The sequence below is a fragment of the Serratia sp. HNCC26DJ244 genome (assembly GCF_057180565.1).
The window spans coordinates 40,503-55,700 of the sequence record NZ_JBXUGO010000001.1; the positions used below are offsets into that span (position 1 = coordinate 40,503).

The 15,198-nt window shown below is 49.3% G+C and carries 15 protein-coding genes; 14 read left to right on the top strand and 1 reads right to left on the bottom strand.

The annotated features are described in order from the left end of the window. The first annotated feature begins 305 nt into the window (after positions 1-305). The 4 genes from AC2A06_RS00205 (at position 306) to lpxP (ending at position 2,996) form a co-directional block, all read left to right on the top strand. Positions 306-800 carry a GlcG/HbpS family heme-binding protein gene (locus tag AC2A06_RS00205; protein WP_484378975.1) on the top strand — a complete coding sequence of 165 codons (495 nt, stop codon included), beginning with the start codon at positions 306-308 and terminating at the stop codon, positions 798-800. Positions 801-1,046: 246 nt separating this feature from the next. Next, a complete protein-coding gene (gene yafN / locus AC2A06_RS00210) occupies positions 1,047-1,340 on the top strand; it encodes a type I toxin-antitoxin system antitoxin YafN (protein ID WP_023490988.1) in 294 nt (97 codons plus the stop codon). After that, positions 1,337-1,741: a type II toxin-antitoxin system YafO family toxin gene (locus AC2A06_RS00215; protein WP_484378976.1), complete on the top strand. Its 405-nt coding sequence runs from the start codon at positions 1,337-1,339 to the stop codon at positions 1,739-1,741. Before yafN ends, AC2A06_RS00215 begins: the two co-directional genes overlap by 4 nt. Positions 1,742-2,075: 334 nt before the next feature. Beyond that, entirely contained in the window at positions 2,076-2,996 is a 921-nt protein-coding gene (gene lpxP, locus AC2A06_RS00220; RefSeq protein ID WP_484378977.1) for a kdo(2)-lipid IV(A) palmitoleoyltransferase, read from the top strand. A gap of 93 nt (positions 2,997-3,089) precedes the next feature. On the opposite strand, the gene AC2A06_RS00225 is transcribed toward lpxP, so the two are convergent. After that, a complete protein-coding gene (locus AC2A06_RS00225) occupies positions 3,090-3,899 on the bottom strand; it encodes a DeoR family transcriptional regulator (RefSeq protein WP_473198040.1) in 810 nt (269 codons plus the stop codon). 247 nt (positions 3,900-4,146) lie between these two features. Between AC2A06_RS00225 and kbaZ the strand changes: the two genes are divergently transcribed. The 10 genes from kbaZ to glgC all read left to right on the top strand — a co-directional run bounded on the left by kbaZ (position 4,147) and on the right by glgC (position 15,160). Further along, on the top strand, positions 4,147-5,427 hold the full coding sequence (kbaZ, locus tag AC2A06_RS00230) for a tagatose-bisphosphate aldolase subunit KbaZ (protein WP_484378978.1): 1,281 nt from the start codon (positions 4,147-4,149) through the stop codon (positions 5,425-5,427). Between the two features lie 35 nt (positions 5,428-5,462). Then, entirely contained in the window at positions 5,463-5,936 is a 474-nt protein-coding gene (gene agaV, locus AC2A06_RS00235) for a PTS N-acetylgalactosamine transporter subunit IIB (protein WP_023490993.1), read from the top strand. Between the two features lie 10 nt (positions 5,937-5,946). Then, entirely contained in the window at positions 5,947-6,729 is a 783-nt protein-coding gene (gene agaW, locus AC2A06_RS00240) for a PTS N-acetylgalactosamine transporter subunit IIC (RefSeq protein ID WP_484378979.1), read from the top strand. Next, complete coding sequence (gene agaE, locus AC2A06_RS00245; protein WP_484378980.1) at positions 6,719-7,594, top strand: PTS N-acetylgalactosamine transporter subunit IID; 876 nt, start codon at positions 6,719-6,721, stop codon at positions 7,592-7,594. Before agaW ends, agaE begins: the two co-directional genes overlap by 11 nt. A 24-nt stretch (positions 7,595-7,618) precedes the next feature. Further along, positions 7,619-8,053 (top strand): PTS galactosamine/N-acetylgalactosamine transporter subunit IIA, encoded by a 435-nt coding sequence (gene agaF / locus AC2A06_RS00250; RefSeq protein ID WP_484378981.1) that lies wholly within the window; start codon positions 7,619-7,621, stop codon positions 8,051-8,053. Beyond that, positions 8,050-9,183, top strand: coding sequence for an N-acetylglucosamine-6-phosphate deacetylase (nagA, locus tag AC2A06_RS00255; protein WP_484378982.1), 1,134 nt, complete (start codon positions 8,050-8,052; stop codon positions 9,181-9,183). The genes agaF and nagA overlap by 4 nt, the downstream gene beginning before the upstream one ends. Positions 9,184-9,489: 306 nt before the next feature. Further along, on the top strand, positions 9,490-10,635 hold the full coding sequence (locus tag AC2A06_RS00260; protein WP_484378983.1) for an SIS domain-containing protein: 1,146 nt from the start codon (positions 9,490-9,492) through the stop codon (positions 10,633-10,635). Positions 10,636-10,647: 12 nt separating this feature from the next. Beyond that, positions 10,648-11,526 (top strand): tagatose-bisphosphate aldolase subunit KbaY, encoded by an 879-nt coding sequence (gene kbaY / locus AC2A06_RS00265; protein ID WP_484378984.1) that lies wholly within the window; start codon positions 10,648-10,650, stop codon positions 11,524-11,526. Positions 11,527-11,621: 95 nt separating this feature from the next. Then, a complete protein-coding gene (locus AC2A06_RS00270; RefSeq protein ID WP_484378985.1) occupies positions 11,622-13,511 on the top strand; it encodes an alpha-galactosidase in 1,890 nt (629 codons plus the stop codon). A 368-nt stretch (positions 13,512-13,879) separates the two neighbouring features. Continuing rightward, positions 13,880-15,160 carry a glucose-1-phosphate adenylyltransferase gene (gene glgC, locus AC2A06_RS00275; RefSeq protein WP_484378986.1) on the top strand — a complete coding sequence of 427 codons (1,281 nt, stop codon included), beginning with the start codon at positions 13,880-13,882 and terminating at the stop codon, positions 15,158-15,160. Positions 15,161-15,198: the final 38 nt, after the last annotated feature.

Sequence of the window (15,198 nt, forward strand, 5' to 3'; positions counted from 1 at the left end):
ACATCTTTTGCCAAAAAAGGAGAGTATTATGCGCAAAGCACGATTTACTGAGCATCAGATCATTGCCGTGCTGAAGTCTGTCGAGGCTGGAGGCTCCGTGAAATATGCACGTATCTCTGGATGATTTTCATGTTAGTCAATGTTTAGCACTTCAACACTATGGCCATATAACGCTCTCATATCGTGAACAGGCTAGGTAATTATACGTAGCAAAACGAGTAGTCACCCGAGTGTTTTTTCACCATTTAGTGCCGTAACATAACCGCACCGTGATGAAATCACTTCACTAACAATAAGGATTTTATATGATCAAGCCTATTGCCCTAACATCCGCTATATTCATTGGCTTGATAGCTCAAGCCTCTGCTGCAGGTCTGAATACGGAACATAACATCTCTCAGGCGCTGGCCACCGATTTGGCAAGCCGTACTCTCGCTGCTTGTCAGGCTGATGGCTACAACGTGTCGGTAACTGTTGTTGATCGCGCGGGTATCATCAAAACTGTATTACGTGCTGATAATGCCGGCCCGCATACAGTTAAAGCCAGCGAGCAAAAAGCCTTTACGGCACTATCAACTAAAACCCCAAGCGGGCAAGTGATGGAAAACAGCCAAAAGACACCAGCGGCAAATAACCTGAAAGATATTCCAGGGTTCTTGCTGTTAGGTGGTGGTGTGCCAGTGAAAGCAGGGGATGAAGTTGTTGGTGCGGTCGGTGTTGCTGGTGCGCCAGGCGGGCACTTGGACGCACTATGTGCGACAAAGGCACTGGAACAAATCAGCGCTCAGTTAAAAGCATAAGATTATAACGAAAACGCCCCACCCTCAGTGTCGAAAGGGGGCGTTTTTGTGATCGACTCCCGATGATCGACCAAGGCAATTTTCAGCGCCAAAAGAAGTGCAACAATCTATTTGTGGGCTATTTCACGCCACGCTCAGTGACCAACTTCATCCAGCCGTTACCGTTATTTTTCATAGACACATAATTGATGTATTTTTTTTATGTACATTATAATGTATTCAACAAAACACAAATTTAGGTGTTCTATGGAACGTATCCTCGCAGAAAAATCTATCAACATCACCGAGTTAAGAAAAAACCCGGCGAAATACTTCATTGACGAGCCTGTCGCTGTGCTGTCGAACAACCGTCCCGCTGGCTACATGGTCAGTGCCAAGGTGTTTGAAGCGCTAATTGATCTATTAGAAGAAAAACAGGGCAGGGTTCATACCGTAGCGCGTTTCAGGCCAACGGCTGAGCGTTTAAGTGATATTGCGGATAGTGGGAAGAAACTGCTGCAAAATGCCTCTGGCAAGGATTTAACTGAGTTCACGGAATGAGCATCAGAGTATTCAAGTCAGCACTGATTAGCCAACAATTAAGTCAGCAAGAGCTTGATGATTTGGTGGCAGATTTTCTTTGTTATAAAAAAGACGGTATGTTGCCCGATACATTGGGTCGTGATGCATTCTATGATGATGACCGCACCTATCCTTTGGTAAAAGAAGAGCAAGTGGCCCACATTGATCTTGCCGATGCGGATGCCCCATTTCCTAAGTTTTTACGTCAGTTCAAACGAACCAGCGATCAGGCCCATCTGGTTTACTACCAAGGTGCCATTGATCCCGATGCCTACCTACTGATTATCATCCTGAAACCCGAAGCGCATAAAATGGCACGCAACAATAACCATATGCATAAGATTGGAAAAATAGCTGAAGCGTTCAGGATGAAATATTGAGGGGCAGCCGGATCCGCTATTGCCCCAAGTGGATAAGCGGTTTTATGTATTGTCGTTTATCGGCGGGGTTGGTCGCGAAGTTGCTTAAACACTAGGCACTGATAAAACAGCCACCAGAAAGTCGATAATATTGTGTATAAATCTTGTCCATAAGGGACATAGGTAACCTTTACTCAATCAGTAAACCACATCTTGCGGTAAGTGAATAACCTGGCAGCAGAGTTGACCAATAGCCATTAAACGATCATCATTACCCGTTGTCTGAGTGTTGTAACGCAATAGAGTCAAGTCTTTATGCGCTACAGGGGTTTGCTTAAAACGCATAAGAGTCGATATGAAGCGTTCACAAAGTTTCCAACTTTCCTTGCTACATCCACGCTATTGGCTGACTTGGTTTGGCCTTTGGGTGCTGTTTCTGCTGGTTCAACTCCCCTATCCGTTAATGCATAAACTCGGCATGTGGATGGGGCGCACCTCAATGCGTTTTCTGAAGCGTCGTGTAACAATCACCCGCCGTAATCTGGAATTATGCTTTCCTGATATGGATAGCGCACAACGTGAACGGCAAATTATTGGTAACTTTGAATCTCTTGGTATGGGATTACTGGAAACCGGCATGGCCTGGTTCTGGCCAGATAAACGCGTTAAGCGCTGGTTCAGCGTTTCAGGTCTTGAACACTTGAATCAGGCACAGCAGGGTGGTCGTGGTGCGCTGATGATTGGCGTACATTTTATGTCTCTAGAGCTTGGTGGCCGGGCGATGGGGTTATGTCAGCCGATGATGGCGATGTATCGCCCACACAATAACAAAGCCATGGAGTGGGCGCAGACCAAAGGCCGCTTGCGTTCCAACAAGTCGATGTTAGATCGTAAGGATCTGCGGGGCATGGTGCAATGCTTGAAAAGTGGTGAAGCAGTATGGTTTGCCCCTGATCAGGATTATGGCCCGCGCGGCAGTGTATTTGCCCCACTGTTTGCCGTGGAGCAGGCAGCCACCACCAATGGCACCTTTATGCTGGTGCGTATGGCTAAACCGGCACTGGTACCAGTTGTTTTGATTCGTCGCCCCAATGCTTTAGGTTATGACCTGCTTATTCAACCTGAACTGGAAGGCTACCCACTCACTGATGATGTGGCGGCGGCAACGTATATGAATAAAGTGGTAGAAAAGGAGATTATGCGAGCCCCAGAACAATATTTGTGGCTGCACCGCCGTTTCAAAACCCGCCCAGCAGGTTCACCTTCTCTCTATTAAATCATCGTTTGCTGGGCATGAGAGACAACATCATTGCCCATCATTCCAATGACCAGAGGGGCCAGCAGCGTCCCTTTGTCTACAGCCCCGACTTTAATTGCCCACCAGCACCACTTGAACGCCGCTTCTACGCAACCCTTCAAGGCTTTCTGGCGCAATCTCACTGTCGGTGATCACCATATGGATACGTTGGGTATCAATGATTTTATGCAGGCTGGAACGATTAAACTTGCTGGAGTCGGTGACGACGATGATACGTTCTGCCACTTCACACATACGACGATTGATACGCGCTTCATCTTCGTTGTGAGTGCTCACTCCACGTTCCAGATCGATGGCATCAACCCCTAAAAATAACATATCGAAATGGTAGTTCTGTAAAGACTGGTCGGCCTGTTCGCCATAAAATGACTGGGATTGACGGCGCAAATGCCCCCCTGTCATTAACAGTTCAACCCCCTTGGCTTCCAGCAATGCATTAGCAACGTTCATGCCATTGGTCATGACGATCACTTCTTGATGCTGGCGCATAAGGCGAGCGATCTCATAGGTGGTGGTGCCAGAGTCGAGTATCACGCGGTGACCCGGTTTAATCAGGTCTGCGGCGACACGGGCGATACTCCGTTTCAGTGAAGTATTCAGGGTGCTTTTATCCTCTACTGAAGGCTCTGATGCCGGATTCAATGGTTCACATACCAGAGCACCACCATAGGCACGTACTGCGATCCCCTGTTTTTCCAGAAAGGCCAGGTCGTTACGGATCGTCACTGTGGAAACAGAGAAATAAGCTGATAAATCATTAACCTGAACGCTACCTTGTTGGCGTAAACGTTGAATGATCTGCTCGCGCCTTTCACTGGTACCAATGATGCGTTTATCTGGGACAGGTTCGCTGTTGTTCATCTTCATAAAGTCCTTTTTTTCATTTCTCTTCATTTCGTTTCTCTATTAATACCTTTCTTTTAGTGGAAAGCAAGCCAAGCAGAAGCAGATACTTTCAACTTCTTTACTTTTTACCTTTCGTTGTGTATCTTTTGTGAAACGGATCTCAATTTCACTGTCTTTCTATTTATTTTTATTTATCGATAAAGCACTATCCGGCGACACAAATCGAAAGACAAAGCACGAATAAACTCATGCGGAGAAGAAAGTGAAACATTTAACCGAGTTTGTGGCCAATCATAAGCAAGACCCTCGTTACGGCATTTTTGCAGTCTGTTCCGCTCATCCATTAGTGCTCGAAGCTGCGATACAACATGCTAAGGTCACTGACTCCCTATTGCTGATTGAAGCTACTTCAAACCAGGTTGATCAATATGGTGGCTATACCGGAATGACGCCCGCTGATTTTTGCCATTTCGTTCAACAACTGGCAGATAAACAGCATTTCCCTGTCGAACGGTTGATCCTGGGTGGAGACCATCTCGGCCCCAACCGCTGGCAGCAGCAAAACGCCAGTGACGCCATGGCCAAGGCCGAGGTGCTGATCCAGAGCTATGTCACCGCCGGGTTCAAAAAAATCCATCTCGATTGCAGCATGTCCTGCGCTGATGACCCGGTGCCGTTAACCGACGCCATTGTTGCCGAACGCGCTGCCAGGTTAGCGGCAATTGCCGAACAAACCTGTATTGAGCAGTTTGGCGAGTCTGACCTGGTGTACATCATTGGTACCGAAGTTCCGGTGCCGGGTGGGGCCCATGAAACCTTGAGTACCTTGGCGGTGACGACACCACAAGCAGCAAGCGCCACGCTGGAAGCCCATCACCATGCCTTTGAACAACAGGGGCTCAATGATTTATGGCCACGTATTATAGGGCTAGTGGTACAACCAGGTGTTGAGTTTGATCATACACAGGTGATTGATTTTCAGCCACAGAACGCACTGGCGTTGAGCCAGATGATTGAGTCCTCAAGTACCATGGTGTTTGAAGCACACTCCACCGATTACCAAACCCCACTTGCCTTGCAACAACTGGTGCAACACCACTTTGCGATTCTGAAAGTGGGGCCAGCACTCACTTTTGCACTACGCGAAGCGCTGTTCTCACTGGCAGCGATCGAACAGGAACTGCGCCCGGCTCATCAATGCTCAGGTCTGCGTGATGTTTTAGAACATGTAATGCTGGAGCACCCTCAATACTGGCATCAGCACTATCACGGTGACCAGGGCACGTTACGTCTGGCTCGGAACTACAGCTACTCTGACCGCGTACGTTACTACTGGCCTGATCAGGATATTGAAGGAGCTTATACCCGGCTGATCAACAACCTGGCAAATGAGGCTATCCCGCTACCACTGATTAGCCAGTACCTGCCATTGCAGTATGCAAGGGTTCGTGAGGGGCTGCTTAGCCCAACGCCACATGAGCTGATTATCGATCATATTCAGGATGTGCTGCGCCAGTATCAAGCTGCCTGTATGAGTAACTAAGCATAGATTTAACACAATGATAATAAGGAAAAAAGATGCCAAACATTGTATTAAGCCGTATTGATGAGCGCCTGATCCATGGTCAGGTGGGGGTGCAGTGGGTCGGGTTTGCCGGGGCTAATCTGGTGCTCGTCGCCAACGATGAGGTTGCGGAAGATAGCGTGCAGCAAAACCTGATGGAGATGGTGCTTGCCGAAGGGATTGCCGTGCGTTTCTGGTCGCTGCAGAAGGTAATTGACAACATTCATCGTGCCGCCGACCGCCAGAAAATTTTGCTGGTGTGTAAAAACCCCCAAGATTTCCTCACGTTGGTCAACGGCAATGTGCCGATACCACGTATCAACGTCGGCAATATGCACTACGCCGACGGCAAACAGCAAATCGCCAAAACCGTTTCGGTAGATGAGCAGGACATTGCTGCGTTCAACGGCCTGAAAGAGGCTGGCGTAGGGTGTTTTGTCCAGGGCGTTCCCACTGAGCCGGCTCAGGATCTTTACAAACTTCTCTGAGGTATCTGTTATGGAAATCAGCTTATTACAAGCAGTAGCGCTAGGTGTTCTGGCCTTTATTGCCGGCTTGGATATGTTCAATGGTTTGACGCATATGCACCGTCCGGTGGTCTTGGGGCCCTTGGTTGGCCTGATTTTGGGGGACTTGCATACCGGTATTCTGACCGGGGGAACCTTGGAACTGGTGTGGATGGGGCTAGCACCGCTGGCGGGTGCACAACCGCCGAACGTGATTATCGGCACCATTGTGGGTACCGCCTTTGCCATCACCACTGGGGTAAAACCGGAAGTTGCCGTCGGGGTGGCGGTGCCATTTGCGGTTGCCGTACAGATGGGCATTACCTTCCTGTTCTCTATTATGTCGGGGGTGATGTCACGGGCTGATCGCATGGCGGCCAGTGCCGATACCAAAGGGATTGAGCGCATCAACTACTTGGCGCTCTTGGCGCTGGGTATTTTTTACTTCCTGTGCGCCTTTATGCCGATTTACTTCGGTGCTGAACACGCCAAGACGGCAATTGACGTACTGCCGGAACGCCTGATCGAAGGCCTCGGTGTTGCAGGTGGCATCATGCCAGCCATTGGTTTTGCCGTACTGCTGAAGATCATGATGAAAAATGCCTATATCCCCTATTTCATTCTCGGCTTTGTCGGGGCTGCCTGGCTGAATTTGCCAGTGCTGGCGATTGCCGCTGCGGCACTTGCCATGGCTCTGATGGAGTTAATGCGTAAGGACTCGGCTCCCGCGCAACCTTCCCGTATTCAGAAAGAGGAATTCGAAGATGGTATCTAATACTCAAACTTTGTCACAAGTCAGCGAACAACAATCCCTGAACAGTGGCGGTAAAGACGATATCTATGAAGATCAAACCATTGGCGTGGAATTAACCAAGCAGGATATCAACCGTGTCGCTTGGCGTTCCATGTTGTTGCAGGCCTCGTTCAACTATGAACGTATGCAGGCTTGCGGCTGGCTGTATGGCTTGCTTCCGGCGCTGAAAAAGATCCATACCAACCAACGTGACCTGGCTCGGTCCATGAAAGGCCACATGGGGTTCTTCAATACCCACCCATTCCTGGTCACCTTCGTGATTGGCATTATCCTGGCGATGGAGCGTTCCAAGCAGGATGTGAACAGTATCCAGAGTACCAAAATTGCTGTAGGGGCACCCCTTGGTGGGATTGGTGACGCCATGTTCTGGCTTACCCTGCTGCCAATTTGTGGCGGTATTGGTGCCAGCCTGGCACTGCAAGGTTCAATCCTTGGTGCGGTGGTGTTCTTGGTGATGTTTAACGTTGTCCATCTCGGGTTGCGTTTCGGCCTTGCTCATTATGCATATCGCAAAGGGGTGGCGGCGATCCCGCTGATTAAAGCCAACACCCGGAAAGTGGGTCACGCTGCCTCCATCATCGGGATGACGGTGATTGGCGCGCTGGTAGCCACTTATGTGCGTCTGTCCACCACGCTGGAAATTAAAGCTGGGGATGCCGTCGTGAAACTGCAGGCTGATGTAATCGACAAGCTGATGCCCGCCTTTTTGCCACTGGTCTACACCCTGATGATGTACGCCCTGGTGCGTCGTGGTTGGAGTCCGCTACGTCTGATTGCCATCACGGTGCTGTTGGCGATTGTCGGAAAGTTTGCCCACTTTCTGTAATGCCCTGAAAAAATAGGAGAGAAGATGTTAAGTATTATTTTGAGCGGTCACGGCGGGTTTGCCAGTGGCTTGGAAAAGGCGATGAATCAGATCCTCGGTGAGCAGCCACAGATTATCGCCATCGATTTTCCAGAAAGCTCAACCACGGCACTGCTGACCCGCCAGTTTGAAGAGGCACTAGCCCAGCTTGATGAGAGCGATGGAGTGATCTTTTTAACTGATTTACTGGGCGGTACCCCGTTCCGTGTGGCTTCAACCCTGGCGATGCAGAAACCTGGGCGTGAAGTGCTGACTGGCATCAATCTACAACTGTTGTTAGAGATGGCGCTGGAGCGAGATGGATTGAGCAGTAAAGCGTTTCGTGAGATGGCACTGGAGTGTGGGCACCGTGGTTTAACCAGCCTGGTGGATGAAATGGCTCGCCAACGTACAGCAGAAACGGTCGAAGAGGGGATATGAGTGTGCTGCTGCGAGCCAGAAGAGTCCTGACTGATCACGGCTGGTTGGACGACCATCAACTGCGTATCGAAGGCGGTATTATTACCACCATTGAGCCCATCCCCATCAATGTCACGCGGCGGGATGCCGAGTTGTTGTGTCCCGCTTATATCGATCTTCACGTGCATGGGGGCGCAGGTCTTGATGTCATGGATGATAAGCCCGGTGTACTGGATAAACTGGCGTTACACAAAGCGAGTGAAGGTGTCGGTTATTGGTTACCAACCACAGTAACCGCACCATTGGTAGAGATAGAAAACATACTGCGACGTATTGCTCATTATCGGCACAGCGATAATGCCGGTGCGGTGATATTGGGCAGCTATCTTGAAGGGCCTTACTTCACACCGCACAACCGGGGAGCTCATCCAGCGGAGTTATTTCGTGAACTGGATATCACCGAACTGGATCGGTTAATTGATATTTCACATAACACCTTACGAGTGGTCGCCTTGGCGGCAGAAAAACCGGGGGCGCTGGCGGCAATCAAACACCTGAAAAGCCGTGGTGTTCGCGTCATGCTTGGCCATAGCGCGGCCACTTATGACCAAACCATGAGTGCCTTTGCTGCTGGCGCCGACGGACTGGTGCACTGCTTTAATGGCATGAGTGGCCTGCACCACCGTGACCCCGGCATGGTGGGGGCGGGTTTGACTGACAAACAGGCCTGGTTGGAGCTGATTGCCGATGGTCATCATCTTCATCCGGCAGTGATGGACATCACCTGCCGCTGTGCCAAAAACCGCATTATCTTGATTACCGATGCGATGCGTGCCGCCGGAATGCCAGATGGTGATTACGCTATCTGTGGTTATCAAGTCACGATGCGTGATGGTGTGGTGCGAACCGCTTCCGGTAGTTTGGCAGGCAGTACCTTGGCGCTGGATGCTGCCGTGCGCAATCTGGTCGATCAGGCGGGTGTGTCGGCAGAAGATGCCATTCGCATGGCTTCGCTACATCCAGCCCGCCTATTGGGCCTGGATGACCGGATAGGTTCGATCTCTCCCGGCAAGCATGCCAGCGTGATAGCCCTTGATAGTCGGCTTCGGTTGCAAAATATTTGGCTTAATGGCGTGGCCGTTCCCCTTTAGTACTTTCGTTTGCTCCATGCTGTTCGGTGACATGCTGTTGCATGGGGCTTTCTTTTTGTTTTCTAATCATGATTTTGTTGATGTCTTAATAACAGGTCAGTGAAAAAGAAAGATAACGGAGCTGTTAATTTATCTTTGTGTTTTGTTTTCTTTCTTTTTGTGGTTGATCTTGCATTTCGTTTTGTGTAGCTTCTAGGGGTGTACTCAGTGAATCAAACAAAACGAAATGAAAGATGATTGCACTTTGCGATGATTACACTTTGCTTCGTGCTACCCCATTGAATATGCCTGACTAAGGACCGACTGATGAGTAAAACCTACGCAGCTAACACCTCGAGCTGGACCGAAAAAGAGATCCGTCAACAACCCGCGTGTTGGTTACAATCGTTAAAAAATATCGACAGTTTACGTGGTGCTATCGATGCTTTCCTGGCGCCGCTGTTGCAGAATCAGGCACTGAAAATTGTGCTGACGGGCGCCGGAACCTCGGCGTTTATCGGTGATATGATAGCCCCTTGGTTGGCCCGTCATACTGGTAACAACGTGGTTGCGATACCCACGACGGACTTGGTGAGCAACCCTGCCGATTATCTGTACGCTGACCAACCTACATTGCTGGTCTCTTTCGCCCGTTCAGGGAACAGCCCTGAAAGCGTTGCCGCCGTCGAGCTGGCTAACCAGATTGTGCGCAACTGTCACCATCTGGTGATTACCTGCAACGAAGCGGGAAGCCTGTATCAAAGCGCCACTGAAAGTGATAATGCATTGGCGTTACTGATGCCAGCCCAAACTCATGATCGTGGCTTCGCCATGACCAGCAGTATCACTACCATGATGGTGAGCTGTTTGGCGGTATTTGCCGCTGATGTGATCAATAGCCGCACTTTCAACGATGTTGCGGCGCGTAGTGAACAGATTATCGATTCCCAAGGGGATTTCAGTGAGATGATATTTGGCGATCTGCCATTTAAACGTATCGTCTACCTGGGGAGTGGTGGCCTACAGGGGGTCGCACGCGAAGCGGCACTGAAGGTGCTGGAGTTGACCGCCGGTAAACTGGCTGCATTTTACGATTCACCTACGGGCTTTCGGCATGGTCCTAAATCATTGGTTGACAAGGAAACACTGGTCGTGGTGTTGGTGTCCAACCATCCTTATACCCGTCAGTATGACCTGGATTTGCTGGCGGAATTGCGCCGTGAGCAACAGGCGATGCGTGTAGTGGCGATTTCTGCTACCACCAGCCCGGAAATTGACGCTGGCCCCTCTATTCTATTGCCTGCATCCCGCGATTTTCTCGACATTGAGCAGGCATTCTGCTTCCTGATCTATGCCCAAATCTTTGCACTGACCGAATCCATTAAAGCGGGGATTACCCCGGATACCCCTTCCGCCAGCGGTACGGTAAACCGTGTGGTGCAAGGTGTAGTTATTCATCCCTGGAAAGGCTAAGAGGATCATCCCATGAGCATTATTTCTACCAAATATCTGCTGCAAGACGCTCAGGCCAGAGGTTATGCGGTGCCTGCGTTCAATATTCACAATGCGGAAACCATCCAGGCAATTCTCGATGTCTGCCAAGAGATGCAATCACCGGTGATCTTGGCGGGCACGCCGGGTACCTTCAAACATATTGCGTTTAGTGAAATTTACGCACTGTGTGAAGCCTACTCGGAAAGCTACGATATGCCGCTGGCGCTGCACCTTGACCACCACGAATCTTTGGCTGATATCAGCAATAAAGTTAAGGCGGGCGTTCGTAGTGCGATGATTGATGGCAGCCACTTTCCATTTGCTGAGAACGTTAATCTGGTGAGTTCGGTTGTGGAGTTTTGCCATCGTTATGATTGCAGTGTTGAAGCTGAATTAGGCCGCTTGGGTGGGGTGGAAGACGATATGAGCGTTGACGCCGAAAGTACGTTTTTGACTGACCCGCAAGAAGCCAGCCGCTTTGTCACTTTAACCGGTGTTGATAGCTTGGCTGTAGCGATTGGCACCGCCCATGGCCTTTACACCCAACGCTTGAATATTGACTTTAAACGTCTGGCGGAAATTCGTGAAATGGTCTCTATTCCGTTGGTGCTTCATGGTGCTAGTGATGTCCCTGACGCCTTGGTGCGACGTGCGATTCAACTGGGAGTTTGTAAGGTTAATGTGGCTACTGAACTCAAAATTGCTTTCGCTGGCGCAGTGAAAGCGTGGTTTATCGATAACCCGCAAGGCAATGATCCACGCTATTACATGCGTGTTGGGATGGATGCGATGAAAGAGGTGGTTCGTAGCAAAATCACAGTTTGTGGTTCGGCTGACAAGCTGGTTCGGCAAACTGCCAATGCCTCTTGAGTATTCACTGCCATTGATTGATGGATGAAGCAGGTCTTCATTTGGGCATAACCAGAACAACATAATCAGAAGCAAGAAGAAAAAAGGATCCTTTGATGAAACCAGTGATAAAAAGCGTGTTATTGCTGCTGCTTGCCAGCAATGTCTCTTTAGCTACACAGTACCCACTGAATAACAATAATATCGCCATTTTGTTTGATGACAGTAACGCTGCGGTGTCGGTAACGGATACCGTGTCCCGTCATAAACTGGCGCCGAAGGAGCTCTTTTTTCTTACCCTGCCTAATGATCAAGTGATCCATGCCGCTGACTTTAAGATCAAAAAGGTTCATCTGAAGGAGGATGCCATTCAGGTAGACTTTGACCATCCCGATTTTGCTGTCAGCGTGGTGTTAAATGTTCTGAAAGGGAAATATGCCAGTATCGACTATACCTTGCAGGCCAAAGGTCAACCCCGTGATGTGGCAAAAATTACCTTCTTTCCCACCAAGGGGCAGTCACAAGCACCTTATGTTGATGGGGCAATTAACAGTTCCCCCATTATTGCCGACAGCTTTTTTATGATGCCGAGCAAGCCTATCGTCAATACTTTTGCCTATGAAGCCACCACGAATTTTAACGTTGAATTAAAAACCCCCATCAAACCCGATGCGCCCGTCAGTTATACCCTCTACTTCGGCACTTTCGAGGAGCAAAACCAACTACGCCGTAGTGTGAATCAGTTCATTAATGCTATGCGTCCTCGTCCGTACCAACCTTATCTGCACTACAACAGTTGGATGGATATTGGCTTTTTTACCCCCTATACCGAGCAAGATGTGCTTAGCCGAATAGAGAGTTATGGCGATGAGTTGATCAAAAAGCGGGGTGTAAAACTGGATGGTTTTCTGCTGGATGATGGTTGGGATGACCTGACGGGTAAGTGGTTATTTGGCCCGGCGTTTAAACAGGGTTTTGGGGCGATAAAAGCGAAAGCAGATGATTGGCACACCTCGGTTGGCTTGTGGCTTTCACCTTGGGGTGGCTATAACAAACCGCTTGATGTGCGGGTTTCCCATGCTAAAGAGAATGGTTTTGAAACCGTTGATGGCAAGTTTGCCCTCTCTGGGCCGAATTATTTCCATAACTTCAACCAGCAGATAGGTAACCTCATCAAAGATGAGCATATTACCTCATTTAAGCTGGACGGTATGGGTAATGCCAATTCCTATATTCCAGGCAGTCAATTTGCTTCCGACTTTGATGCTTCTATCGAGCTGATTAAAAACATGCGGGAGGTAAATAAAGACCTGTTTATCAACCTGACAACCGGCACCAATGCCAGCCCCTCGTGGTTGTTTTACGCGGATTCAATTTGGCGTCAGGGGGATGATATCAACCTGTATGGTCAAGGCTCAGCGGTACAGCAATGGATCACCTACCGTGATGCTGAAACTTACCGCTCTATTGTGCAAAAAGGCCCTCTTTTCCCGCTTAATTCACTGATGTATCACGGCATTGTCAGTGCGGAAAACGCCTACTATGGTTTAGAGAAAGTCCAAACTGACCATGATTTTGCAGACCAGGTGTGGAGCTACTTTGCCACAGGAACCCAGTTGCAGGAGATGTATATCACGCCATCCATGCTCAACAGCGTCAAATGGGATACGTTGGCCACAGCAGCGAAATGGTCGCGGGCTAACAGCGATGTGTTGGTGGATACCCACTGGATAGGTGGCAACCCGACTTTGTTGGAGCCATACGGTTGGGCATCATGGAGTAACAAAAAGGCGATCTTTGGTCTGCGTAATCCATCCGATAAGGAACAGGTCTACTATCTGGATCTCACCAAGAGTTTTGAAATACCGCAAGGGGAAACCAGCCGTTTCATGTTAAAAACGGTCTACGGTAGCAATGTGACACTCCCTACCAATTACATTAAACCGGTAGTGGTGACACTGAAACCACTGGAAATACTGGTTATCGAGGCTCGTCCAGTAAAATAAGCCGGAAATGCAGTAGGCCGTGAGGTAGCTTGGCCTTCTAACTAGCAAACCGTACCGACGCCCATGGCCCTTATTTGGCCGTGGGCGTTTTCATATTTGCTATCCCATCCCCACCCACTTGTACCACCATGGCTAGCAAAAGGATTCTCTTACCCCGAAAAAAGAGTGGTTAGAATTCAATCACTAGTGGTGGTATTTCATAAAAAATACTTAGGTATTGGGTTAATTTTGATAAGACTCGCAATATCATTAAGTAATCTGATTGATAATCAGTGCTACTGAGTATTTTTTTACCGCTAACTGGATCGGGGTGATGTGCGGACATTGGCGGTGATGCAAATGGTATTGGCAAAAATAAGGAGTTTGAAATGCACATGTTAGACGACAGGCACAAAGCCATGCTGGCAAGGCAACTCCCGAACAAAGCGGTAGCGCTGGTGCTGGCAGGAGGACGAGGTACCCGGCTTAAAGACCTGACGTCAGTTCGGGCTAAGCCTGCGGTACATTTTGGGGGAAAATACCGCATTATTGATTTTGCTCTTTCCAACTGTCTCAACTCGGGTATGCGCCGTATTGGTGTGATTACGCAATATCAATCTCACACCTTGTTGCAACATATTCAGCATGGCTGGTCATTTCTCAATGGAGAGATGAATGAGTTTGTTGACTTGTTACCGGCTCAACAGCGGGCAGGGATTGATCACTGGTACAGCGGTACCGCTGACGCTATTTTTCAGAATCTGGATATTGTCCGGCGTTATCGTGCTGAGTACATCGTGGTTTTAGCGGGTGATCATATTTACAAGATGGATTACTCGCGCATGTTACTGGAGCACGTATTGAGTGAAGCCCCTTGTACTGTTGCTTGCCTTGAGGTCTCCAAGCAGGATGCAACCGCCTTTGGGGTGATGGAAGTAGCTGAAGATTTGCGGGTAAAAGCATTCTGGGAGAAACCCGAAGTGCCGCCAACACTACCGGGTAAACCGGACCGCAGCCTGGCCAGTATGGGGATCTACATATTTAACGCGGATTTTCTTTTCCAACTATTGGAAAATGATCATCTCGATAACGACAGCAGTCATGATTTCGGCAAGGATATTTTGCCGAGGATCACGGCCAAAGGTCAGGTCTGGGCACATCCTTTCTCACTCTCCTGTGTCTCTTCAGCCCCTGGCGCACCTGATTATTGGCGTGATGTCGGCACCTTGGATTCCTACTGGCGCGCGAATCTGGACCAAGCGGTAGTGACCCCTGAACTGGATATGTATGACCGCAACTGGCCAATACGCACTTATGCCGAACCCTTGCCGCCTGCCAAGTTTGTGCAAGACCACTCTGGAAGTTATGGCATGACGATGAATACGCTGGTTTCCGGAGGTTGTATTATTTCCGGTTCAACCGTGGTGAATTCGGTCTTGTTCTCGCGGGTTAGGGTTAACTCGTTCTGCTCACTGGATTCTTGTGTCCTGTTGCCGGATGTTAATGTCGGGCGCTCTTGCCGGTTACGTCGCTGTGTTATTGACAGGGCGAGCCAGATCCCAGAAGGAATGGTGATCGGTGAAAATGCCGAGGAGGATAGCCGCCGATTTTATCGTTCTGAAAACGGCATTGTGCTGGTAACGAAAGAGATGTTGGCAAAGTTACAATAACCGAATAGCGATCCCCAACCAACGCATTCTGTAATAAG

Coding starts and splice junctions, on each gene's coding strand:
- AC2A06_RS00205 (WP_484378975.1), top strand. CDS start 306: ATGATCAAGCCTATTGCCCTAACATCCGCTATATTCATTGGCTTGATA.
- yafN (WP_023490988.1), top strand. CDS start 1,047: ATGGAACGTATCCTCGCAGAAAAATCTATCAACATCACCGAGTTAAGA.
- AC2A06_RS00215 (WP_484378976.1), top strand. CDS start 1,337: ATGAGCATCAGAGTATTCAAGTCAGCACTGATTAGCCAACAATTAAGT.
- lpxP (WP_484378977.1), top strand. CDS start 2,076: ATGAAGCGTTCACAAAGTTTCCAACTTTCCTTGCTACATCCACGCTAT.
- AC2A06_RS00225 (WP_473198040.1), bottom strand. CDS start 3,899: ATGAACAACAGCGAACCTGTCCCAGATAAACGCATCATTGGTACCAGT.
- agaV (WP_023490993.1), top strand. CDS start 5,463: ATGCCAAACATTGTATTAAGCCGTATTGATGAGCGCCTGATCCATGGT.
- agaW (WP_484378979.1), top strand. CDS start 5,947: ATGGAAATCAGCTTATTACAAGCAGTAGCGCTAGGTGTTCTGGCCTTT.
- agaE (WP_484378980.1), top strand. CDS start 6,719: ATGGTATCTAATACTCAAACTTTGTCACAAGTCAGCGAACAACAATCC.
- agaF (WP_484378981.1), top strand. CDS start 7,619: ATGTTAAGTATTATTTTGAGCGGTCACGGCGGGTTTGCCAGTGGCTTG.
- nagA (WP_484378982.1), top strand. CDS start 8,050: ATGAGTGTGCTGCTGCGAGCCAGAAGAGTCCTGACTGATCACGGCTGG.
- AC2A06_RS00260 (WP_484378983.1), top strand. CDS start 9,490: ATGAGTAAAACCTACGCAGCTAACACCTCGAGCTGGACCGAAAAAGAG.
- kbaY (WP_484378984.1), top strand. CDS start 10,648: ATGAGCATTATTTCTACCAAATATCTGCTGCAAGACGCTCAGGCCAGA.
- AC2A06_RS00270 (WP_484378985.1), top strand. CDS start 11,622: ATGAAACCAGTGATAAAAAGCGTGTTATTGCTGCTGCTTGCCAGCAAT.
- glgC (WP_484378986.1), top strand. CDS start 13,880: ATGCACATGTTAGACGACAGGCACAAAGCCATGCTGGCAAGGCAACTC.